This window comes from Nocardia sp. CA-145437 (genome assembly GCF_050956485.1).
In the GTDB taxonomy this organism is placed as follows: Bacteria; Actinomycetota; Actinomycetes; order Mycobacteriales; family Mycobacteriaceae; genus Nocardia.
Genome location: NZ_CP191204.1, coordinates 2,296,277 through 2,317,003, shown reverse-complemented (window position 1 = coordinate 2,317,003; position 20,727 = coordinate 2,296,277). Strand labels below are relative to the sequence as shown.

The 20,727-nt window shown below is 68.1% G+C and carries 22 protein-coding genes and 1 pseudogene; 8 read left to right on the top strand and 15 right to left on the bottom strand.

Going from position 1 to position 20,727, the window contains the following annotated elements:
• Positions 1 to 46: 46 nt before the first annotated feature.
• Positions 47 to 556 carry a peroxynitrite isomerase gene (locus tag ACQPYY_RS10335; protein WP_379102214.1) on the top strand — a complete coding sequence of 170 codons (510 nt, stop codon included), beginning with the start codon at positions 47 to 49 and terminating at the stop codon, positions 554 to 556.
• A 211-nt stretch (positions 557 to 767) separates the two neighbouring features.
• A complete protein-coding gene (locus ACQPYY_RS10330) occupies positions 768 to 968 on the top strand; it encodes a hypothetical protein (protein ID WP_357092784.1) in 201 nt (66 codons plus the stop codon).
• Between the two features lie 58 nt (positions 969 to 1,026).
• Here ACQPYY_RS10330 and ACQPYY_RS10325 read toward each other — a convergent pair whose 3' ends face one another.
• From ACQPYY_RS10325 to ispG, 3 genes are all read right to left on the bottom strand, one after another.
• A complete protein-coding gene (locus ACQPYY_RS10325) occupies positions 1,027 to 2,814 on the bottom strand; it encodes a penicillin-binding transpeptidase domain-containing protein (RefSeq protein WP_433593567.1) in 1,788 nt (595 codons plus the stop codon).
• 107 nt (positions 2,815 to 2,921) lie between these two features.
• On the bottom strand, positions 2,922 to 3,749 hold the full coding sequence (locus tag ACQPYY_RS10320; RefSeq protein WP_379102212.1) for a GNAT family N-acetyltransferase: 828 nt from the start codon (positions 3,747 to 3,749) through the stop codon (positions 2,922 to 2,924).
• A gap of 193 nt (positions 3,750 to 3,942) precedes the next feature.
• A complete protein-coding gene (gene ispG, locus ACQPYY_RS10315; RefSeq protein WP_379102210.1) occupies positions 3,943 to 5,076 on the bottom strand; it encodes a flavodoxin-dependent (E)-4-hydroxy-3-methylbut-2-enyl-diphosphate synthase in 1,134 nt (377 codons plus the stop codon).
• Positions 5,077 to 5,331: 255 nt separating this feature from the next.
• Here ispG and ACQPYY_RS10310 point away from each other — a divergent pair, with 255 nt between their 5' ends.
• A complete protein-coding gene (locus ACQPYY_RS10310) occupies positions 5,332 to 5,970 on the top strand; it encodes an endonuclease V (protein WP_433593566.1) in 639 nt (212 codons plus the stop codon).
• Positions 5,971 to 6,077: 107 nt separating this feature from the next.
• On the opposite strand, the gene ACQPYY_RS10305 is transcribed toward ACQPYY_RS10310, so the two are convergent.
• From ACQPYY_RS10305 to dxr, 4 genes are all read right to left on the bottom strand, one after another.
• The gene (locus ACQPYY_RS10305) at positions 6,078 to 6,800 is read right to left on the bottom strand and encodes a peptidoglycan-binding protein (RefSeq protein WP_433593565.1); all 723 of its coding nucleotides are present in this window, start codon (positions 6,798 to 6,800) and stop codon (positions 6,078 to 6,080) included.
• Positions 6,800 to 7,726: a peptidoglycan-binding protein gene (locus ACQPYY_RS10300; RefSeq protein ID WP_433593564.1), complete on the bottom strand. Its 927-nt coding sequence runs from the start codon at positions 7,724 to 7,726 to the stop codon at positions 6,800 to 6,802. Before ACQPYY_RS10300 ends, ACQPYY_RS10305 begins: the two co-directional genes overlap by 1 nt.
• A gap of 150 nt (positions 7,727 to 7,876) precedes the next feature.
• A complete protein-coding gene (locus tag ACQPYY_RS10295; protein ID WP_433593563.1) occupies positions 7,877 to 9,079 on the bottom strand; it encodes a M50 family metallopeptidase in 1,203 nt (400 codons plus the stop codon).
• 24 nt (positions 9,080 to 9,103) lie between these two features.
• Positions 9,104 to 10,243 carry a 1-deoxy-D-xylulose-5-phosphate reductoisomerase gene (dxr, locus tag ACQPYY_RS10290; RefSeq protein WP_379101940.1) on the bottom strand — a complete coding sequence of 380 codons (1,140 nt, stop codon included), beginning with the start codon at positions 10,241 to 10,243 and terminating at the stop codon, positions 9,104 to 9,106.
• Positions 10,244 to 10,336: 93 nt separating this feature from the next.
• On the opposite strand from dxr, the gene ACQPYY_RS10285 reads away from it, so the two are divergent.
• On the top strand, positions 10,337 to 10,621 hold the full coding sequence (locus ACQPYY_RS10285) for a DUF2631 domain-containing protein (protein WP_357281514.1): 285 nt from the start codon (positions 10,337 to 10,339) through the stop codon (positions 10,619 to 10,621).
• 105 nt (positions 10,622 to 10,726) lie between these two features.
• Here the strand turns inward: ACQPYY_RS10285 and ACQPYY_RS10280 are convergent, their stop codons facing one another.
• From ACQPYY_RS10280 to ACQPYY_RS10260, 5 genes are all read right to left on the bottom strand, one after another.
• Positions 10,727 to 11,410: a hypothetical protein gene (locus ACQPYY_RS10280; protein WP_357281516.1), complete on the bottom strand. Its 684-nt coding sequence runs from the start codon at positions 11,408 to 11,410 to the stop codon at positions 10,727 to 10,729.
• Between the two features lie 262 nt (positions 11,411 to 11,672).
• The gene (locus ACQPYY_RS10275) at positions 11,673 to 12,380 is read right to left on the bottom strand and encodes a hypothetical protein (protein WP_433593562.1); all 708 of its coding nucleotides are present in this window, start codon (positions 12,378 to 12,380) and stop codon (positions 11,673 to 11,675) included.
• A gap of 188 nt (positions 12,381 to 12,568) precedes the next feature.
• Positions 12,569 to 13,498 (bottom strand): cytochrome c oxidase assembly protein, encoded by a 930-nt coding sequence (locus ACQPYY_RS10270; protein ID WP_433593561.1) that lies wholly within the window; start codon positions 13,496 to 13,498, stop codon positions 12,569 to 12,571.
• A 52-nt stretch (positions 13,499 to 13,550) separates the two neighbouring features.
• Positions 13,551 to 14,213, bottom strand: a complete 663-nt coding sequence (locus ACQPYY_RS10265; protein ID WP_379101929.1) for a DedA family protein — start codon at positions 14,211 to 14,213, stop codon at positions 13,551 to 13,553.
• A 102-nt stretch (positions 14,214 to 14,315) separates the two neighbouring features.
• The gene (locus ACQPYY_RS10260; protein WP_433593560.1) at positions 14,316 to 14,669 is read right to left on the bottom strand and encodes a hypothetical protein; all 354 of its coding nucleotides are present in this window, start codon (positions 14,667 to 14,669) and stop codon (positions 14,316 to 14,318) included.
• 210 nt (positions 14,670 to 14,879) lie between these two features.
• Between ACQPYY_RS10260 and ACQPYY_RS10255 the strand changes: the two are divergent.
• A pseudogene (locus tag ACQPYY_RS10255) lies at positions 14,880 to 15,110 on the top strand (DUF6596 domain-containing protein); the annotation flags it as partial.
• Between the two features lie 105 nt (positions 15,111 to 15,215).
• Here the strand turns inward: ACQPYY_RS10255 and ACQPYY_RS10250 are convergent.
• From ACQPYY_RS10250 to ACQPYY_RS10240, 3 genes are all read right to left on the bottom strand, one after another.
• Positions 15,216 to 16,379: a low temperature requirement protein A gene (locus ACQPYY_RS10250; RefSeq protein WP_433593559.1), complete on the bottom strand. Its 1,164-nt coding sequence runs from the start codon at positions 16,377 to 16,379 to the stop codon at positions 15,216 to 15,218.
• A gap of 196 nt (positions 16,380 to 16,575) precedes the next feature.
• Positions 16,576 to 16,806, bottom strand: a complete 231-nt coding sequence (locus ACQPYY_RS10245; RefSeq protein WP_433593558.1) for a hypothetical protein — start codon at positions 16,804 to 16,806, stop codon at positions 16,576 to 16,578.
• 267 nt (positions 16,807 to 17,073) lie between these two features.
• Positions 17,074 to 17,961: an NmrA/HSCARG family protein gene (locus ACQPYY_RS10240; protein WP_433593557.1), complete on the bottom strand. Its 888-nt coding sequence runs from the start codon at positions 17,959 to 17,961 to the stop codon at positions 17,074 to 17,076.
• A 110-nt stretch (positions 17,962 to 18,071) separates the two neighbouring features.
• Between ACQPYY_RS10240 and ACQPYY_RS10235 the strand changes: the two genes are divergently transcribed.
• From ACQPYY_RS10235 to ACQPYY_RS10225, 3 genes are all read left to right on the top strand, one after another.
• Positions 18,072 to 18,896 carry a helix-turn-helix transcriptional regulator gene (locus ACQPYY_RS10235; protein ID WP_433593556.1) on the top strand — a complete coding sequence of 275 codons (825 nt, stop codon included), beginning with the start codon at positions 18,072 to 18,074 and terminating at the stop codon, positions 18,894 to 18,896.
• Positions 18,897 to 19,121: 225 nt separating this feature from the next.
• Entirely contained in the window at positions 19,122 to 19,634 is a 513-nt protein-coding gene (locus ACQPYY_RS10230; protein WP_433593555.1) for a DUF4365 domain-containing protein, read from the top strand.
• Positions 19,635 to 19,779: 145 nt separating this feature from the next.
• Positions 19,780 to 20,718, top strand: coding sequence for a hypothetical protein (locus tag ACQPYY_RS10225; RefSeq protein WP_433593554.1), 939 nt, complete (start codon positions 19,780 to 19,782; stop codon positions 20,716 to 20,718).
• The last annotated feature ends 9 nt before the right edge of the window (positions 20,719 to 20,727 follow it).

Here is a 20,727-nt window from a genome sequence, read left to right as displayed (position 1 = left end):
GCGCGGGTGCCCCGACCTCCCCCGGCGACGCGGGCGGCGGATTAAGCTGTCCGCCGTGCTCGAACCCGAAACCACCGTCGCGCCCCACCCCGATATCGCCCACCTGGCCCCGCTGCTGGGCACGTGGCGCGGCCGCGGCCGCGGCGAATACCCGACCATCGACTCGTTCGAGTACCTGGAGGAAGTGCACTTCGGCCATGTCGGCCGCCCCTTCCTGACCTACCGGCAGCGCACCCGCGCCGCCGACGGCAGCCGTCCCATGCACAGTGAGACCGGCTATCTGCGCGCGCTGCCCGACGATCGGATCGAACTGATCCTGGCCCACCCCACCGGCATCACCGAGATCTGCGAGGGCCGGCTGGTCAGCGAGGACGGCGAGCTGCGCCTGGAACTCGACTCCACCTCGATCGGGATGAGCAGCACCGCGAAGTCGGTGACCGCGCTGGGCCGGACCATCTCCGTCACAGGCGACACTCTCGACTACTCCTTGCGCATGGCTGCCGTCGAGCAACCTCTCACGCACCATCTGGCCGCAACCCTGCAGCGCACGAACTGAAAGTGAACTTTACGGTCGGATAGTCGCCGCGACCTGCTGTTCTTCGCCACAAGCGGAGTGCGGCAGCACATTTGCGCCTTGCCTCGACATACGTCACCGATTACCGTTTTCTTCATCGGCAAACAATCAGCCAACCTCTCATCGAGGACCGGATCACCGAATCCACACCGTTCGGGTCTCCTTACTCATCCCAAAAACAAGGGAGCGGGATATGAAGCGCTCGGCCCTTTTGCTAGTCACCACCGCGGGCATGATTCTCGCGGGCGCCGGTGTCACCGAGATGCTCGGTGACGGATCCGTCGAGGGACCACCCGTCAGGACCCTCGCCGACCAGCGATTCGTGACCGACAACGTCGGTGAGATCCAGTCCGCCGCATGCGTGAAGGTCGACGGCCGCTACACCGGGCGCTGACTTCACTCCCGAGTACTCGCCGACCCAGAACTCGCCTCGAGAACACCGACAGGCAGCCTCAATACCCGGTAGGCAGGGCCGCGACCATATCGCGGGTCACCGCCACGGCGTTGTCGGAACTGCCTCCTCGCACCACCAGGGTGGCCCAGGCCAGATCACCGCGGTACCCGATGAACCACGAATGCGAACCGCCCTCCACCTCGGCCTCACCGGTCTTCCCGTACACCTCACCCTGATCGACGATGCGCTCTGCCGTCCCGCCGAGCACCACCTTGCGCATCATCAACCGCAGACCGTCGATCACCTCCGGCTTCAACTGCGGCCGGTCCCCCGACACCTGGGTCTGATGACCCGCGATCAGATACGGCGTCGGCGCCGAACCGTGCGCGACCGTCGCCGCCACCAACGCCATCCCGAACGGACTGGCCAGCACTTTGCCCTGGCCGATGCCGTCCTCGGCGCGCTGCACCAGATCGTGGTCGGCGGGCACCGAACCCGAGGCCGTCGGCAGGCCCGCGATCGTGTAGTCCAGACCGAGGCCGAGCGCGGCCGCGGCCGTGCGTAGATCGTCGCCCTCGAGTTCGGAGGCCAGCTTGGCGAAGGACGTGTTGCAGGACCGCTCGTAGGCGGTCGCCATGGCCACGCTGCCGACACTGAACAGGTCGTAGTTCGGAATCGTGCGCTCCCCCACCACGATCTGACTCGGACACGGGACCACCGTGTCGGGGGTGGCGTGGCCGGCGGTCATGGCCGCGGCGGCGGTCACCGTCTTGAACGTCGAACCCGGCGGGTACAGACCGGTCGCGGCCACCGGACCGTCCTTGTCGGCCGCCTCGTTCTGGGCGACCGCCAGGATCGCGCCCGTCGAGGGCTGCACCACGACCATCATGGCCTGCTCCTTGCGGACGTCCACCGCGTGCTGCGCGGCGTTCTGGACGTAGCGGTCGACACTCAGCGAGAACGACGGGGAGGTCTGCGGATCCACCTCCTCCAGCACGTCGGTGTCGACGCCGTTGGCGTTGACGGTCACCACGCTCCAGCCCGCCTTGCCGTCCACCTCGTCGATGACGGTCTTGCGGATCTGGGTCATGAGATCGGGGGCGAAGTGGCGGTCGGTGGGGACCAGGTCGAACTCCTTGTTGAAGGTGACCCCGGACAAGCCCATGAGGACCGAATTGACCTCGCCGAACTCCCATTCCGAGAGCTGGGCGACCGTGTAGGGGCCGTCGGCGCGGCGCGCGGTCCGCAGCAGCGCGGCGGCGTCGATCTTCTCGTCGAAGCGGCGCAACGCATTCGCGAGCGCGATGCTGACGCCGTTCGGATCAGACGAAGCGGACGGTTTGAACTGCACCCGATACAGCGCGCCCGGCACCAGCACGTCCCCGCCGGAACGTTCGTTCACCCGGGCCCGCGGCGCCGGATTCGAACGCAGTTGCAGCGTCTGGGTATTGCCCAGCTGCGGATGGATGTCGGCGGCCGACCAGCGCACCTGCCACTGGCCGCCGGCGCGGCCCATCTGCAACTGACCCTGGTAGGTCCAGACGCGGTCCTTGGGCAGATGCCATTCGTAGGTGTAGTCGACGATGGCGGTGTCGCCGGTGATCCGCGCCGCGCCGGTGGTCGCCACCAGCTTCTCCGCCTGCAACTGGTCCCATGCCGAACCGAGTGCGGCACGGGCCTTTTCGGGTTGGCTGGTACGGTCGGCGGCCGCGTCCACATCGTGGTCGGCGAAATCGGAGACGAAGGCCTCGGCGGCCTGGGCGGGACCCTGGGGACCCGAGGAGCAGCCGGCCGCGGCGACCGCGACCGCGGCGGCGATCAGCGTGGAGAAGACCCGAGTTGACATCGGATCCGATGCTAGGAGCCAACTACTGGCAAACCGGTGCGACACACTGCACCGGAACGGATTTCACGCCGATATCCCGCTCCGCCACCCCGCGCTCGAAATTTCGGTCAATCCAGCAGCACTGTCGCGAATGTGCCGATCTGCCGGAAACCGACCTTCGCGTACGCGCGGCGCGCAACCTCGTTGTAGCAGTTGACATACAGGCTGGCCGTGCGCCCCGAGGACACCACCACATTGGCCACGGCGGCGGTCCCGGAGGTCCCGTACCCTTCGCCGCGTTTGTCCGGATGGACCCATACGCCCTGAATCTGCCCGGTGCGTCGCGACAACGCGCCGACCTCCGCCTTGAAGACGACCTCGCCGTCCTCGAAACGCGCCCAGGCCCGGCCGGATTCGATGAGTCCCGCCACCCGGCGGCGATAACTGCGCCCGCCGTCCCCGCTCCGCGGGTCGACGCCGATCTCCTCGGTGAACATGGCGATCGCCGCCACCAGGTACCGGTCGATCTCCTCGGGCCGCACCCGGCGCACCCGCAAATCCGGGGCGATGCCCGCGGGCCGATCCAGCGCGAGCAGCGGCTGATCCGCGCGCAGCTCCCGCGGCGGCCCCCAGTGCCCGGCCAGCAACTCCCACAGCGGCAGCGTCAGCTCGCGTCGCCCCACCACCGACGAGCAGATCCGCGGGTTCTTGATCGCCTTCTCCGCGAACGCGCGCAAATCCTCGCGGCCGCCGCGCAGCGGCACCAGATTCGCCCCCGAGAAGCACAGCGAATCCTCCGGGCCGCCGCGGCTCCACAGTTCGCCGTAGACGCCGCGCTGATCCAGTCCGAACTCCTGCAGGCGCGCGGCCACCATGCAGGTCGCCACGGGATCGGTGTCGAGCACACGCAGAACCTGCGTCAGGTCGCGGTTCGCGAGCTGACGGGCCCCGGACATCCGGCCCCGGCGAGTCGGCTCCAGCACACTCCGCACGCTCACAGCCTGCCAGAACTTCCCGCCGCGCGCCGCAAGATTGCCACCAGCCGCCCGGCGACCAGCGAAAATATCACGCGCCCAGGGGGATCGGAGACGGCGACGGCCCGGTCCTGCGCGAATCTCGCGCGGGCCGGGCCGTGTCGATCGGGGTGGGTCAGCCCGCGGTGACCACCGGGGCGCCGGAACCTGCCTCGTCGCCCATCTCCTCGGCGATGCGCAGGGCCTCCTCGATGAGGGTCTCGACGATGAGGTGCTCGGGCACGGTCTTGATGACCTCACCCTTGACGAAGATCTGGCCCTTGCCGTTGCCGGAGGCGACACCCAGGTCGGCCTCGCGGGCCTCACCGGGGCCGTTCACGACGCAGCCCATGACGGCCACGCGCAGCGGGACCTCCATGCCCTCGAGGCCCGCGGAGACCGCGTTGGCGAGGGTGTAGACGTCGACCTGGGCGCGACCGCAGGACGGGCAGGAGACGATCTCCAGCTTGCGGGGGCGCAGGTTCAGCGACTGCAGGATCTGCGAGCCGACCTTGATCTCCTCGGCGGGCGGGGCCGAGAGCGAGACGCGGATGGTGTCGCCGATGCCCTCGCTGAGCAGCGCACCGAAGGCGACGGCGGACTTGATGGTGCCCTGGAACGCCGGACCGGCCTCGGTCACGCCCAGGTGCAGCGGGTAGTCGCACTGGGCGGCGAGCTGGCGGTAGGCCTCGACCATGATCACCGGGTCGTTGTGCTTGACCGAGATCTTGATGTCGCCGAACCCGTGCTCCTCGAACAGGCCCGCCTCCCACAGCGCGGACTCGACCAGCGCCTCGGGGGTGGCCTTGCCGTACTTCTCGAGCAGCCGCTTGTCCAGCGAACCGGCGTTGACGCCGATGCGCAGCGGGATACCGGCGTCACCGGCCGCCTTGGCGACCTCCTTGACGCGGCCGTCGAACTCCTTGATGTTGCCGGGGTTGACGCGCACCGCGGCGCACCCGGCGTCGATGGCGGCGAAGATGTAGCGCGGCTGGAAGTGGATGTCGGCGATCACGGGGATCTGCGACTTCTTGGCGATGGTCGCCAGCGCGTCCGCGTCCTCCTGACGCGGGCAGGCGACACGCACGATGTCGCAGCCGGACGCGGTCAGCTCCGCGATCTGCTGGAGGGTGGCGTTGATGTCATGGGTCTTGGTGGTGGTCATCGACTGAACCGAGACGGGGAACTCGCTCCCCACTCCGACATTGCCCACCATCAGCTGGCGCGTTTTACGCCGTGGTGCGAGGACGGCCGCCGGTGCGGCCGGCATCCCCAATGCGATGGCACTGCTCACGATCGGCTGCCTACTTTCCACTGATTCCTCACCCTTACCGGCTCCGAGCTTACCGAGGCTCGAATACCGGTCGCCCTGTGACGGCGGCGACAACGGTACCCGCGCCGGAAGCGGGACTCGGAAGCGGCCGGGACCTACAGTCCATATTCGTTGCAATCGACGCGAAGGTTTACGCTCCGAGAAGTGAAGGTAGCGAATCCCGGCGACTGGCCGTCCACACCGGAACAGGCAGTGGCACTTCAAGATCGGCTACGCAGCGCGGTCATCGCCGCGAATCCCCGGCCACCGCAGTTCCGGACGGTTGCCGGCCTCGATTCCGCCTACGACGACCAGGGAAATGTGGCCGCCGCCATCGTCGTTCTCGACGCAACCACCCTGGACACCCTCGAAACCGCCACCGCCCGCGGCACCACGGCATTTCCGTACGTCCCCGGCCTGCTCGCCTTCCGAGAACTCCCCACCACCGTCGCCGCCCTCGAAACCCTCACCATCACACCGGATCTGATCATCTGCGACTCCCAGGGCCTGGCCCACCCCCGCCGCTTCGGCTTCGCCTGCCACCTCGGCCTGCTGACCGGAATCCCCACCGTGGGCGTCGCCAAGAACGCCTGGGGCGACTACGCCGAACCGGCCCCCGAACGCGGCTCCTCCAGCATCATCACCATCGACGACGACCCGGTCGGCCGCGCCCTGCGCACCCGCACCGGCGTCAAACCCGTCTTCGTCTCGGTAGGCCATCTCATCGACCTGGACACCGCATGCGCCCAGGTCCTCGCCCTGACCCCCGAATTCCGCCAGCCCGAGACCACCCGCCGAGCCGACCGCCTCTGCCGCGACCTGCTGCGCGAAATCTCCCAGGTGCGCCCCTGAGAGCCAGTTCCGACAAACCGAACGCCGCAGAACCGCGGCTCCGATTCGAGCATGCCCTCGCCGACGCCGCACCCGATATGCCCTCGGGCGCAACGGTTGCGGGGTTTCTATGGGGACACCAGACCCAGCTTCTCGAGGGTGATTCGGTCGGCGTCACCGGTTTCGGCCAAGCCGGCACGGTGCTGGAACTCCCGGACGGCTGTTTTCGTCTTGGGGCCGTAGTCACCGTCGACGACCAGGTGGGCGAAATCGGGGAAGTCGCGGTCGAGGCGCGCCTGGAGCATGGCCACCGCCGGGCCGGCGCTGTCCAGGTTCAGCGGTAGCTCCGGTACCGCGCCGACAGCCAGGTCCACCAGGGCGGCCTGGGTGCGTTCGGCCGCGTCGGCCGGGGTTCCCATGAACTCGAAGTGCATCCAGTCCTTCTTGCCGTGGTAGTTGCCGCCCCACGCGAATCCGTACCACTTCCATACCGTGGCCACCAGGTCGGTCACGGTGTGCTGGGGGTCGAAGCTGAACGGGTTGTCCTTCCAGTTCAGGTCCACCGCGATGGCCCAGGAGTGGTTGGAGGCGACACTGGTGTTGTCGATGGGACGGCAGTTGAATCCGCCGCACTGCTCGGGCTTCAGCCGGTAGTTGCCGCCCTCGGGGCGCTCGGTCCAGTCGACCAGCGTGTCCACCAGCACCGCCAGTGCTTTGCGGACCGCGAGGCTGGTACCGGACCGTGCGGACACCACGGTGGCCAGGTCCGAGCCGGCGACACAGTTGGGCCAGCCGCTGCCCCAGCCGCGGTCGGCGGCGTTGTGGGCATAGTCGGTGAGGTCTATGGGCATTATCGGGCCTCCTGTGCGGCGATCGCGGCGAAGTCCCTTTCGGTGGGTTCAATCGACCAGTTGGCCGGCCATTCGGGATCGTCCGATGATCGGTAGGCGCGAATTCGCGGAAAATTCGGGTCCTCGACGGGGTCCCGCCCGGGGTCGAGCGCATCCCATGTCTTCGGGCCGACAATCCCGTCGACCGTCAGACCGTGGGCGCGCTGGAACTCCTTCACGGCGAGCTCGGTGGCGGGTCCGAAATCCTGGTCGATCGCCAATTCGAAGCCGAACGTCCGGAGCAAGGTCTGCAGTGCGCCGACCGCCTCGCCCACCGAACCCCGGTGCAATACCGGACGGGGGTCGGGATGTCGGCCGTCAATCCGATGCGCCTCGATGCGGGCCAGCTCGCTCTTCGCCCTCGCGAGCAGTGTTCGGCGATCAGCCAGCCCGTTGAGGCCGCCGTTGATCTTCCTGGTCACGGTGATGATGTCGTCGCGGTCGCAATCCGGATTGATCTTGTGCCGTTTCCAGTACTCACACGCGATCCGCAGCGAGAGTGCCGGTTCGGCGGCCCGCAGCGGATTGCCTTCCAGGTCGACGCCGAGCGCTTCCCCGTAGGTGCGGTAGTTGGCCCGGCCGGTGAGCTGCAGCAGGCCCCGGCCTTTGTAGCGGCGGCCGTCGCCGGGGTGAATGTTGCCCAGGTCGACGCGCCCCTCGTATTGGTCGCCGCTGGCGAACTCCTCGGTGGTGCGGTAGCCGGCCGACTCGTGGCAGGTCTGCGCGAGGAAATGTGCGATCCGCAGCGAGGTCGTGATGTCGAAGCTCTCCAGCGTCGATTGCAGGACCGGAGCGACCTCGGCGATGATCTGGGCTTGCCGGGCCCCCGCCTGTCCGGTGAAATGTGGTGCGATAGCACGCATTACGCCGCCGTCGATCGGAATCATCGGCTGTCCTTATCTGTGTCGGCGATGGAACCTGACCACAGCACGGTGCACTGACTATCCTCGAGCGCGCTCCACTCTCATCCAATGGTGCGGGCCGAGACCGCCACGCGGATAGGTAACAGCCGAATTCGTTCGGCCTTTTCGGGCGAACTACGGGAAGAGCTTCACCGGATTCACGATGTCGGCGACCAAGGTGAGGATCATGTACGCGCCGCCCAGGACGACCACGACGTAGGTGGCCGGGAGCAGCTTCAGGTAGTCGACGGGGGCGCCGTCGGGGAGGCCCTTGCGGTTGCGGAAGAGGTTGCGGAACTTCTCGTAGATGACCACGGCCATGTGGCCGCCGTCCAAGGGCAGCAACGGGAGCAGGTTGAAGGCGCCGAGGAAGAAGTTCAGGCTGGCCAGGGTGAGGATGAACATGGACCAGAGGCCGTGTTCGGCGGTTTCGCCGCCGATCTTGGAGGCGCCGTAGACCGAGACGGGGGTTTCCGGGTCGCGGGTGCCGCCGGTGACGGCGTGCCAGAGGTCGACGACCTTGGACGGCATCTGGGCGAGGGACTCGACGGTGCGGACCGCGATCTGGCCGGTGAAGGCGCCGGCGGCGGGGATGGCGGAGAGGACGTTGTACTGGACCGGGCCGTAGAAGTCCTGGCCGACGCCGACCTTGGCGACCGTCTTGGGGGCGCCGTTCTTCTCCGGGTAGACGACCGCCATCTTCGGGGTGACCGGGGCGGTCATGGTCTTGCCGTCGCGTTCGAAGGTGTAGGTGAAGGGGCCGGTCTGCTTCTCGGTCTCGGCGCGGAATTCCTTCCACGTCGTGATCGGGACGTCATTGACCTTGGTGACCTTGTCGCCCTGCTGGAGTCCGGCCGACTGGGCGGGGCCGGTGCCGGTGCAGTCGATCAGCTTCTGATCGGCGGTCATGTCCGAGACGCAGCCGAGCTTGCCGAGCTGGGTTTCCGCGGGCTGGTCGAAGCGGGGCAGGCCCCAGCCGACGGCCAGGATCACGATGAGGATGTAGCCGATGAGGAAGTTCATCAGGATGCCGCCGGACATGACCAGCAGGCGCTTCCAGGTGGCCTGCCGGTACATGGCCCGGTCCAGATCCTCGGGCTCGAGCTCGTCGAGGGCGGTCATGCCCGCGATATCGCAGAAGCCGCCCAGCGGCAGCGCCTTGAGACCGTACTCGGTCTCGCCGCGCCGCCACGAGAAGATCTTGGGCCCGAAACCGATGAAGTAGCGCCGCACCTTCATGCCGGTGGCCTGCGCGGTCCACATGTGACCGCATTCGTGCAGGGCGACCGAGGCCGTGATCCCGAGGGCGAACAGTGCGAAGCCGATCGCGTAGACCATCCGGTTACGAGCCCTCTCCTGCAGTCAGCCGCGCACGATCGTGCGAGCGGTGTCACGCGCCCACGTATCGGCCGCGAGCACCTCGTCCAAGCTACCGGGTTCGGCGGCCCAGCGGTCGGCGGACTCCACGACGCGCGCAACGGTTCGCACGATGTCGGGGAATCGGATGAGACCGTCGAGGAACGCCTGCACCGCGATCTCGTTGGCGGCGTTGTAGACCGCGGTGACGCAGCCACCGGCCTTACCGGCGCTGCGGGCCAGCTCGACGGCCGGGAACACCTCGTTGTCGACGGGCTCGAAAGTCCAGGTCGAGGCGGTGGAGAAGTCGCAGGCGGCGGCCGCGCCCGGCACCCGGTCCGGCCAGCCGAGGGCCAGCGCGATGGGCAGCTTCATATCGGGCGGGCTGGCCTGGGCCAGGGTCGAGCCGTCCTTGAAGGTGACCATGGAGTGGACGATCGACTGCGGGTGCACGGTGACGTCGATGTCGTCGTACCCGATGCCGAACAGCAGGTGCGTCTCGATCAGCTCGAGGCCCTTGTTCACCAGTGACGCCGAATTGAGCGTGTTCATCGGACCCATGGACCAGGTCGGATGGGTCTTGGCCTCGGACGGATTCACCGACTCCAGCATCTCGGTGGTCCAGCCCCGGAACGGCCCGCCCGAGGCGGTGAGCACCAGCTTCGACACCTCGTCGGCGCGCCCGCCGCGCAGGCATTGGGCCAGCGCCGAATGCTCGGAGTCCACCGGCACGATCTGCCCCGGCGTGGCCGCCCGCGTCACCAGCGAGCCGCCCGCCACCAGGGACTCCTTGTTGGCCAGGGCGAGCCGCCGCCCCGACTCCAGGGTGGCCAGGGTGGGTTCCAGCCCGAGCGAGCCGACCAGCGCGTTGAGCACCACGTCCGCGTCGGTGCGGCGGACCAGCTCGGTCGCGGCGTCCGGACCGGCCAGCGCGACACCGAGTTCCGCGGCCGCGGCCTCGTCGGCGACCGCCACATTGGTGGTGCCGGTGGCCGCGATCTGGCTCGCCAGTAGTTCGGTGTTACCCCCGCGGGCCGCGAGTCCCACCACTTCGAAGCGGTCGGGATTGGCGGCGATCACCTCCAGGGCCTGCGTACCAATCGAACCGGTGCTGCCCAGCAGCAGAACTCTCACAACGTCGGACACGCACTTATTGTCCCCCGCCCCCTGGTCGCTACGACGCTGGGTCGTATGTCACGATATTGGCCAGCAATCGATTCGAGCCGTAAAGGAGCCACAGTGGCCGCCACGGAACTGGAACCCGCGCACCCCTCTGAGGTCGTCACCAAGGTCGACACCGCCGAGGTTCCGTCCGCAGCGTGGGGCTGGAGCGGCGAGTCCCGCCGGACCTTCCGCATCGCCGGCTGGGTCGTCGTCGTGATCCTGCTGACCATGCTGTTCGAGAACCAGCAGGGCAGCTCGTCGGGTACCGGCAATATCGGCTACATCTCGCTCGTGCTGTTCGCGGCGGGCCTGGCGGTCATCCTGATCCGCGACTCCATCCTGTCGCGTCGCCCGCGCTAGTCGCGTAGCCCCACAACGACATTCGGTCCGGATCGCCCTGCACGCGATCCGGACCGAATTGTGTTCGCCCGCCGGCCTGTGGTCGCGACCGGCGGAGCTACCGCCTCAGTTCGCCGGGGCGGAGTCCGGAGCGGTCATGCGGTTGTAGAGGCCGATGCCGACCGCGATGGCCGCGGGCACACCGGTCAGCACCAGACCCGACGCGGCGCCCAGCGGGATGCCGATGGCGGCGCCGGCGACACAGCCCGCGATACCGGTCGGCACGGACATGATCACGACACCGGCGATCGCACCGCCCGCGGCGCCGATGGCGCAACCCGCGACACCACCGATGACGGTGCCGAGCAGGGTGCCCATGGAGGTGGACAGACCGAACTGGTTGACCGCGGCCGACATGGCGGCGTCCTGATCAGCCTGGCTGGCGACGCTGTGCAGGGCGGGAGCGGGCAGCGCCGGCGCGGGGAAGGCGGCGGCCGGGTCCAGGTTCGGGGTGAGGGTCGCGGTGTTGCCGTCGATCTGGGCGGCGACCGGGTGGGCCACATCGCCGGTCACGTAGCTCAGCGGGAACTGGGTGACGACCGCGCCGTCGGCGGCGCGCACCTGGAACTGACCGTTCTCGGTGGTCAGCGAGCCCGCGTCAGTCTTCAGAACGACAGAAGCACCCTCGATCTTGGTATCCCAGTGGATGCCCTCGGGGGCGGCGGCCGGGGCGGCATTGGCGGTACCGGCGGAGATGCCGACGGCCGCGATGGCGAGTGCCGAGGTGGCAGCAAACTTCTTGAAACGCATTACTTTTCGTCGCTTTCTTGACTGGGCGCTTCCCTCACGGGAGCGAGGTCCTCATCGAGCACCCGAGACAAGATAAGTCAGCAAATGTTGCCTATTTGTTGCCAAATCGTGGCGAAAACGGTCCTGAACGTATGTTTTGCGTAAAGACGGTGTTTGCCGCTCATCTGTTCGGTGATCTGAGCAACTTCCCAGAACACGAAGCGACCCGCGTCACACCCCCGTGGAGAGGCATGGTCGCGGGCCGCGATGCGCGAACTACCGGTTACTGCTCAGCCGGGTTGTTGACGCGGTTGAAGAAGATGATGCCGACGATGATCGCCGCGGGCACGCCGACCAGCACCAGACCGGCCGCCCCACCCAGGGTGATACCCGTCGCGGCGCCGGCGAGGGCGCCGGGGATGGACAGCACGCCGCCACCCGCGAGGCCACCGATCAGGAAGCCGAGGGTGCCGCCGATGACGGTGCCGACCAGGGTGCCGATGGCGGTGGCCAGGCCGAACTGAGTGGCCGCGGCCGAGACGGCGTCATCGAAGCTGGCCTGGTGGTCGCTGGTGACCTCGTGCAGCGGCAGGTTGGCCGGGCGCGCGGCGGCCCGATCGGTATTCGGGGTCAGGGTGGCGCGCAGGCCCTCGACACCGGCCTGGATCGGGTAGTCGAGATCGTCGACGGTGTACGACAGCGGTACCGCGGCGACGACGATGCCGTTGTCGTCGCGCACCTGGAGCTGGCCGTTGTCGGTGGTCATCGAGCCCTTGTCGGTATCGACGACGATGGCGTTGCCCTCGATGCGGGCATTCCAATGGATGGCGGGTGCCACCTGGTCGATGCCCTGGTTCACGCCGTCGATCAGCGAGGGCAGAACCGGAACGGGCGCCGGAGCCGGGGCGGGGGCGGCGTAGGCGACACCGGCGGTGATGCCGAGGGCCGAGATAACCAGCGCTGAGGTGGCGGTGAATTTGCTGAACTGCATGACTTCTGGCTTTCTTACGGGCGGGCTTCCACCGGGTTGGCCCGGAAGATCGGAAGGGACGCAGTTCGAGCTTCCCTGATCGAGCGTCCAATAAGAAAGTACTGAGGAATAGCCAGAAATGTTCCTTTGATAGCGAACATCACTCAGTGTCAGAACTGGTGACACGGGCCACAATTAGGCCCGCGCGATCAGCGGCGGAAGCGTTCCCGCAACTGCGGATCGTGCTCCCACCACAGGCCCGTGGAGACCGGCTCCTCGGCCTCGACGGCATCGAGCTCGGCGTCCAGCGCACCCGCCTCCCGCTGCTCGTCGTCGGCGAAACGCCGCATCACGACCAGGGAATAGATCAATCCGAGCAGATCCCCGAGCAGCCACAGAATGCCCGCGCCGATCGTCTGATCCAGGCGGACATCCGGTCCCCAGGCGCGGCCGAGCGAACCGTAGTACCCGGCGGCGACGAGCGGGCCGAGCCACAACACGATGCCCAGGATGCCGTCGGCGAGCGATTCGCCGATCGTGATGAGCAGCGACAGCCCCTGCGTGAAATGCCGCGGCACCGGATCGATCTGTAAGCGGGAGTAGAAGTACAGAAACCCGATGGCCACCACCAGAATTCGCGTGACCGCGTCGACCGCGCCGTGCCGCAGCACCGCCTCGTACCAGGGCGAGAGGAACAGCGCCCACGGCAGCAGCAGGATCAGCATCGACGCGGTGGCCGGATGGGTGAGCAGCCGGGCCACGTCGCCGGACAGCATGGCGTCCAGGCGTTTCCGCCCCGCCTCGCCGAGCGCCGCGCGCAACACGGTGAACGGCGCTCCGGCCGCGAGCGCGAACGGCACCACGTACAGCAGCAACAGCACCTGCAGCGCGCGCACCCAGAACAAGGTGTCCGAATACACCCCGGGCATCCCGAGGCCGGTGTACAGCCACACGCCCAGCCCGGCGACGCCGAAGTACACCGCCCGGATCACCGGAAGCTGTTCCCCGCGTCGGCGGCCCAGCACGAAGCATGCTGCGTAGGCGAAGCCCAGCAGCGCGACGACCAGCGCCGTCGAGGCGTCCCACCGCCAGGCGCTCACCAGTCCGCTCAGTTGCAGCGGTGCGTCGATCCGAACCACGGCCCCAGTATGCGCGGTACGGCCGCGGCGTTCCCTGGGAGATCGCTGGGAATCAGTCGGTCTCGGGGGTCATCGGGCCGGCATGGGACACCTCGTAGTCGGCCTCGAAGGAGCGCTCGCGGCGGCGTTCCCGCAGCTTCCACACGATCAGGGCGACCACCACGATCGCGGCCGCGCCCAGGGCCAGATCCCGGCCGACCGTCTTGGCGACCGCCTCGTAGGACTGTCCCGCGACGAAGCCGAGCACCACGAAGATTGCGCCCCACACGATTCCGCCGATCGCGTTGAAGATCAGGAAGCGGCGGTACGGCATACGAGAGGTGCCCGCCAGCGCCGGCATCATGGCCCGGAAGAAGGCCGTGAACCGGCCCAGGAACACCGCCCAGCCGCCGCGGCGGGCCAGGTAGTCCTGGGCGCTGTCGAGGCGGCCGCGGTGGCGGTCCAGCATCCGGGCCTGCAACAGTTTCGGGCCCACCCGCTTGCCGACCTCGTAGCCGACGCTGTCGCCGATGATCGCGGCGGCGATCACGAGCACGATCATCAGCCACAACTGCACGTGGCCCTGGCTGGCGGCGACGCCGCCGAGCACCGCGGCCGTCTCGCCGGGAATGACGAAGCCGACGAAGATCGCGTCCTCGGCGAACACCAGCAGCGCGACGACGAGGTACACCCAGACCGGCGCGATATCCAGGATCCGGTGCATCAGCGAATTCATGTCCGCCACGGTACCGACGGGGCCGGTCACCCGCGGCGCCGGTCGCACGATCCGGGCGAGCGCAACGGTTTTCGGGTGGCTCCGCGTCGATTCCGGTCCAGCTCAGCGGGTCACGTCCGCACCGAGGAACGCGTCGAGCAGCGTCGCGGTGGCCGCGGCCGGGGTGCCGTGGTCGGCGCCGCCGGGCACCTCCGCGTAGTGGGCGCGGGCGAGGCGGGCGGGCAGGGCCTCGGCGGCGGAACGGACGCCCGGCCACGATTCGGGGCTGCTGATCACCACGGTCTCGATATCGAGGCGGGCCATCTCCTCGGTGGGCACGTTCGGCGGACGGCAGATGGCGGCGTCGTAGACCACCGTCTGGGCGATCGCCTCGAGTTGCGGCCGGATCGGTGACCGCTTGACCCGCTCGACCACGGCCGGGGGCAGGCCGATGCCCTCGAGCTGCATCAATTCCACGGCGGCTCCGCACTCGCCGCGAGCGATCAGGTCGGCCAGTCGTTCGGGCAACCGCGGCGGCGTGTGATCGGCGAGGCCGCCCAGCGCGAACGGCGGTTCGTAGAGGGCCAGGCGGGTGATGCGCGATCCCGCCGCGGCGGCGCGCAGGGCCAGGATGCCGCCTGAGGAGAAGCCGAAAACCGCTGCGCTGCCGCCGATATCGGCGATGACCGCGCGTTCGGCGTTCCCGAGCCGACCATGGCCAAGCGGCTGGTGCGGGCCAAGCAGAAGATCCGCGACGCGGGCATCCCGTATCGGGTGCCGCCCCCGCATCTGCTGCCCGAGCGCACCACTGCCGTACTCGGGGTGATCTATCTGCTGTTCAACGAGGGGTATCTGGCCGGGGCGGGCCCGGATCTGCAACGGCCGGATCTGGCGGCGGAGGCGCAGCGGCTGGGCCGCGATGATCGCGCGGCCATCGAATACCGGGCAGCCCTCGACCTCACCGCCAATGACGCCGAACGCGACTATCTGCGCCGCCGGTTGGCCGAGGTCGAGGGCTGAGGGTCAGTTCGCCCGCGTGCGGGTCATCAGCAGCAGGGGGCGTCCGGTCGAAACCACCCAGTACTCCCAGGCATTCAGACCGACCAGGACCGCGGTCACCGCGGCCAGCGTCACGATCTCCGGCAGCAGGGTCGAGGCGAGGGTCAGCGCCGCCAGCACCAGCGCGGCGATGAACCGGCCGAGGGTGGCCGCGCCGAACATGCGCCAACGGGTGAACAGGAAGGTCGACACGTACAGGGTCGCGCCGATCGGCAGCAGGAACGCGTTGACGCCGTGCGCGGTCGCGGTCGGATGCTCGACCATGCTGCGCGCGCCCACCGCCACCCCGACCAGGCCGATCACCAGCAGAATGTGGCCGTAGCTGAGCACATCCCGCACCACGGTGCCGCGAACCTGGTTGGTGCGCAACGAATGCTCGACCGCGGAGAACCCGTAGGCGAAGTACAGCCACCACAGGCCGCAGCCGAGCACGAAGATCAGCACCACCGCGATCCACGACATCACGCCCAGATGCGCTTCCGCCGCTTCCGAACCCACCGACGCGACCGTCTCCCCGAGCGCGATGATGACGAAGGTGGCGAACCGCTCCGGCAGATGCGTCGCGCCGAACTGCACCGACTCCATCCGCCGCGCCAGCAGCGCCGGGCCGCCGAAGGCCAGCAGCACCGCGACGATCCAGAGTGCGTTGCGCGCCCCGCCTTCGGGAACCAGCGCCGCGATCACCAGCAGCACCGCCGCGACGAGGGTGATCGTGAACGGATTGACCCAGCTGCCGGACACGCCCGCCTGCAAGAGCGCCCGCTTGCGCCGCATCTCGACCCACAGCAGCAGCCGCAGCACCAGATGCGCCACCGCCAGGATCAGCGGCAACGCGCGCCCGATGAACGCGTGCGGCGCGGCGATGGCGATCACGAACATGCACAGCCCGCACGCGAACAGGAAGATCCGCTGCCGATTCGAGTCCTCGACCCCGTGCACCGACAGCGTCGTCCCCACCCACGACCACCACATGATCGCCAGCAGCAATACCGTCTGCCCGACGGCTCCCCAGCTCTCCCCGGCCACCGCCACATGCGCGGCCTGCGTCACCGCGAACACCAGCACCAGGTCGAAGAACAACTCCGCCCAACTGGCCCGCTCATGCGCCTCACGTAGAGGTTCAGTCACACCCGTCATCCCTGCCTAGCACCATTTCCAGCGCGTTCACTCTAGTCACACCACATGACCGTTTTGTCCGACCTATCCCCCACATTGATCACACCCCCGATCACACCGGTCACACCTGAAAGCCCGCTGCCGTCCGGCGATCACGCCACGGCGACCTCGATACCCGAACGAGCCGGTCACCCCGAGCACACGCCGATCACAGCCCGCCGGAGGGACCAATGCGATCCCCGCGTGCCCGGGCCCGCCCGCGCGGCCCGCGCCCGGTGAACCGCCGCCGTGCGTCGTCGAGCCAATCGGGCCGTTCCCGCCGCAGCCGCCACACCTCCCCCACGGTCCAGCCACCACCCAGCTCCGGCAGATCGGTGACGGCGATATCCAGCCGGGCCGCCGCAGCGGCCCGCTTCAACGGCGTTGTCGCCGAGTCCATTCGACTTCGGTGTGCGTTCATGCCATCCAGGCTGCGCCCCGGTCCGGCGACACCGCGGCAATAGGAGAACTTCGCACCCCGCCACCCGATCCGTCCGCCCGGACGGCAACAGCCGTCGCCGAATCGACTCCGAGTCGCCGTGCGCCGCAACCGGATCCGGTTAGAGTCGGTCGACCGACTCGCCGATACGGGAGGTCCGGCGTGAGCGCACGCGGAAAGGCCGGCGCGAAGCACAAGCTCCGCGCCGCCCTCGGCGACCATGTCCCGTCACGGCTTCCAGTCGACCGACCGCAGCCACGCCGCCAGATCCAGCAGCCCCGGGTGCTGGGCCCGCAATTCCGCCAGGTCCAGCGGCCCGTCCGGGCTCTCGTTGAAGTGCGTGAACATCTGCCCGACGTGCGGGTCGAACGCCCGGACCTGTTCCAGCGGCACCACAGTGCTGCGCGCGGGCAGTCCGGCGTGCGCTCCGATGATCTCCGCGATCTGCGGCGGCGTCAGGTAGTCCCCGGCCAGCGGCACCGTGCGGCCGAGGAACTCCTGGGGCCGGTCGAAGGCGATCGCGGCGAAGGCGCCGATGTCGCGCGTCGAGATCAGCGACACCGGAATGTCGCCGCGCACCGCGAGATCGAGCCGCAGCACGCCGTTCTCGTCGAGCACCGGCCGGTTGAAGGCGTTGAGGTTGTCCATGAAGAAGGTGGGCCGCAGGATCGTGGCGGGCAGTTCGAGTTCGCGAATGTACGCCTCGATGGCCGTCTTCGCCGCGTAGTACTCCACGGCGGTGTCCTGGCCCGCGCCCCGCAGCGAGCTGTAGACGAAGTGCTCGATGCCCAGCTCCCTCGCCAGCTCCGCGACCGTTCGGCCCCGGCGCTGTTCGGCAGCAATGCCTTCCGTGGTGATGTGGACGCCTTCCATCATGGTCAGCATCATGAACACGCCGTACGCGCCTTCCATGGCGGCCCGGATCGAGTCGGTGTCGTCGAGGTCGCCCTGGATCAGGTTCGCGCCCTCGGCGCGCAGCGCGGTCGCGGCGGGCGACTCCAGGTCTCGCACGAAAGCGTGTACTTCCCAGCCGCGTTCGAGCAGCTGCCGGGTGGTAGCCCGGCCCTGCCGGCCGGTCGCGCCGATGACCAGAACCGGTCCCTTGTCGTTCGTCATGTCGTTCTCCCCGTGAGCGGTGATCCGTGTCGATCACCCGATGCCTCTGACGTTAGGGACGCGCCGACACCTGGTCCTGGTACCGATACTGCTAGCCACAAGGGGATGCGATGCCCGACAATCACCGTTCCGAACTGGCCGCGTTCCTCAAAGCGCACCGGGCCCGGCTCACCCCCAAGGACGTCGGCCTGCTCGACGATCTGGAGCCCGGCCGCCGCCGCACCCCCGGGCTGCGGCGCGAGGAGGTCGCCGAGCTCGCCGGCGTCAGCCTGACCTGGTACACCTGGCTCGAACAGGCCCGCAAGATCGCGGCCAGCCCCCAGGTGGTCGACGCCCTGGCCCGCGCGCTGCTCCTGTCCCCCGCCGAGCACCGCCACCTGCGCACCCTGGCGGGCCTCGCGGATCCCTTGGAGCACAAGGACATCGACGACAACCGACTACAACGCCTGGTCGATGCCCTGATGCCCGACCTCGCCGTCGTCCACGACGCCCGCTTCGACTTCGTCGTCTGGAACGCCGCCTTCGCCCGCGTCCGCATCGACCCCGCCGAACTCCCCGCCGAACGCCGAAATCTGCTGTGGTGGATGTTCACCGACGACCGCACCCGCGCCATGATGCCCCGCTGGGAACGCGCCGCCCGAGCCATCCTCGGCCAATTCCGCGCCGTAGCCGGCCGCACCCCCGACAACCCCCACCTCACCGCCCTCATCACCGACCTCACCGCGGCCAGCCCCGAATTCCGCACCTGGTGGCAGGAATACCCCGTCCAAGACTTCCGCCCCGCCACCATCACCCTGACTCACCCCACCGCAGGCCCCCTCGACCTCGACGTCCACCAACTCCGCCCGGTCGACAACCCCGACCTCCTCCTGGTCGTCCAACTCCCCGCCACCCCCGCCGACCGCCACCGCATCGCCACCCTGCTCGCGGACTGACGCCCGCAGCCAGACCACTTAACACATTGGCGTCGCAAATTCTCGGTTTCACAGAAGAATACTTCGAGGCCTGATTTCAGGTTGTCGTTATGAACGAGGATCGATGAAATAGAAAACCGGACAACAGTTTTTGATGAGCAATTCCTCGAGCGGTTGCCCGGGAACCGATCAATGCCTACAGTTATCCGATCAGCTGGTGGTGCAGGCGTTTTCAGGGGGAAGATCGTGCTCGACGCACGAAATCATCAGGGGAAATTCGGGGCCGACTACATTCGTGTTCTCGCGTCGGCCGCAGGGCTCATCTGGTCGCAGGACGATGTCGATCTCGACGGCGTCGATCTGTGCCTCAAGGCTCCCGGGCGCACCCCGCGGGGTTTCTCACCTCGGATAGAGGTCCAGGTGAAGACAGTCGCCAAGCTCCAGGTCCGGCACGGATCGATCGATTTCGACAATCTCGACCAGTCTCAGTACAACAAACTCGCCGGTCAGGATTTCACGGTGCCGCGATACCTTTTCCTGGTCCACGTTCCGGTCCAGTCCTCCGAGTACGCGGATCTGTACACGTCAGGACTTCTACTCCGGCACATCGGATACTGGCTGTCGCTCGATGACCACGAGCCGTTGACTACCTCCGATCGACGCCGGAAAGTACGGGTGAAAATACCGGTCGGCAACATCCTCACGGCCGCCAGCCTGCGCGCGCTCGTCGCCAGCAGTTCCGCGGGCCCCGCCCGATAGAGACTGCGACATGCACGAAAGTCCGCCGATCGACAATGTCGTCCGCTATCTGAGCGCTCACGGCTGGACGGTCTCCGGCCGATGGCGCAACGGAAGTATCTGGAGTCTGCGGGATTTCGAGGTCCTGGTGCCGCCGACGGACTCGATGGCCGACGCCGGTAGCAGGTTGCGCGAGTTGACGCTCTGTGTCGCCGACGCGGAAGAGCGGTCGCCGGAGGCCGTGTGGCAGGACCTGACATCTCCGGCCATCGACGTCTTGTCGTACCGCACGGTCCACAACGCCGGCTCGATCGCGTTCTCCGCAGCATCCCGCACCGTCCTGGCGCTCAGTGAACTGATCACGGTCTGCGCCGCCGAGGTGCTCGGCGAAGCCCGTCCATCGATTCTGGGCGTCACCACCCGTGACCAGGTTCGCGAGCTCTTGAACGATTCCTGGCTGTCGATGACCGGGGAGCCCCTGACGCTGAGAGTCGGGTTCCCGATCGGAGAGGGCGATCCGAACCACCTCAGCCGCCGTACAGCTGTACGCATCTCGGCACTGTCGACCGCAGTCCTGCGGGCCGCGGATGGTCCAGAACCCCATTCACTCGACTATCTCGCGCGCCACGGAATATCTCCGGCGGAGTGCCGTGCGTTCGCCGAACTGACCGGACCGGACGACCCCCAGGCATTCGAACTCGTCTTCCACTGGTCATGGCTCGCACCTCGCTCGGACGAAAGCGTTTCGGTCCCCGCGGAAGCGGGCGAAAGGATCCGCCGCCTGAGCAACGGTCGTGCCCGCCAGAGCGCGGAGCCGGTGTCCGGGGTGGTGCAGGGGTCGATCATCGCGCTGTCCGACGATCCGGGCGGCGCACGACGACGCGTGAAGATCCGGGGAACGCTCGAGCTGGACGGCGCAGCCGCCAATGGAATTCGCACCGTCACGGTCACGGCGCCCGACGACAGGATCTACGCGACAGCGCTGTCCGCGCATCGCGACGGCCGCACGGTTCGTGCGGAGGGGCCGGCCACCCGTCATCGCCGCGGAACGGAGATCACCGTCGCGGCGAATGGATTCACCGTCATCGACGACCCACTCTCCTGAAAACCATAG

Excerpts from the sequence above, each read along its gene's own strand:
- ACQPYY_RS10225 (WP_433593554.1), top strand. The coding sequence starts at position 19,780 with ATGGCCGACGCCGGTAGCAGGTTGCGCGAGTTGACGCTCTGTGTCGCC.
- ACQPYY_RS10325 (WP_433593567.1), bottom strand. The coding sequence starts at position 2,814 with ATGTCAACTCGGGTCTTCTCCACGCTGATCGCCGCCGCGGTCGCGGTC.
- ACQPYY_RS10300 (WP_433593564.1), bottom strand. The coding sequence starts at position 7,726 with ATGATTCCGATCGACGGCGGCGTAATGCGTGCTATCGCACCACATTTC.
- ACQPYY_RS10320 (WP_379102212.1), bottom strand. The coding sequence starts at position 3,749 with ATGTCCGGGGCCCGTCAGCTCGCGAACCGCGACCTGACGCAGGTTCTG.
- ACQPYY_RS10305 (WP_433593565.1), bottom strand. The coding sequence starts at position 6,800 with ATGCCCATAGACCTCACCGACTATGCCCACAACGCCGCCGACCGCGGC.
- ACQPYY_RS10235 (WP_433593556.1), top strand. The coding sequence starts at position 18,072 with ATGCCCGACAATCACCGTTCCGAACTGGCCGCGTTCCTCAAAGCGCAC.
- ACQPYY_RS10240 (WP_433593557.1), bottom strand. The coding sequence starts at position 17,961 with ATGACGAACGACAAGGGACCGGTTCTGGTCATCGGCGCGACCGGCCGG.
- ACQPYY_RS10245 (WP_433593558.1), bottom strand. The coding sequence starts at position 16,806 with ATGGACTCGGCGACAACGCCGTTGAAGCGGGCCGCTGCGGCGGCCCGG.
- ACQPYY_RS10265 (WP_379101929.1), bottom strand. The coding sequence starts at position 14,213 with ATGAATTCGCTGATGCACCGGATCCTGGATATCGCGCCGGTCTGGGTG.
- ACQPYY_RS10275 (WP_433593562.1), bottom strand. The coding sequence starts at position 12,380 with ATGCAGTTCAGCAAATTCACCGCCACCTCAGCGCTGGTTATCTCGGCC.
- ACQPYY_RS10295 (WP_433593563.1), bottom strand. The coding sequence starts at position 9,079 with ATGGTCTACGCGATCGGCTTCGCACTGTTCGCCCTCGGGATCACGGCC.
- ispG (WP_379102210.1), bottom strand. The coding sequence starts at position 5,076 with ATGCCGGCCGCACCGGCGGCCGTCCTCGCACCACGGCGTAAAACGCGC.
- ACQPYY_RS10280 (WP_357281516.1), bottom strand. The coding sequence starts at position 11,410 with ATGCGTTTCAAGAAGTTTGCTGCCACCTCGGCACTCGCCATCGCGGCC.
- ACQPYY_RS10330 (WP_357092784.1), top strand. The coding sequence starts at position 768 with ATGAAGCGCTCGGCCCTTTTGCTAGTCACCACCGCGGGCATGATTCTC.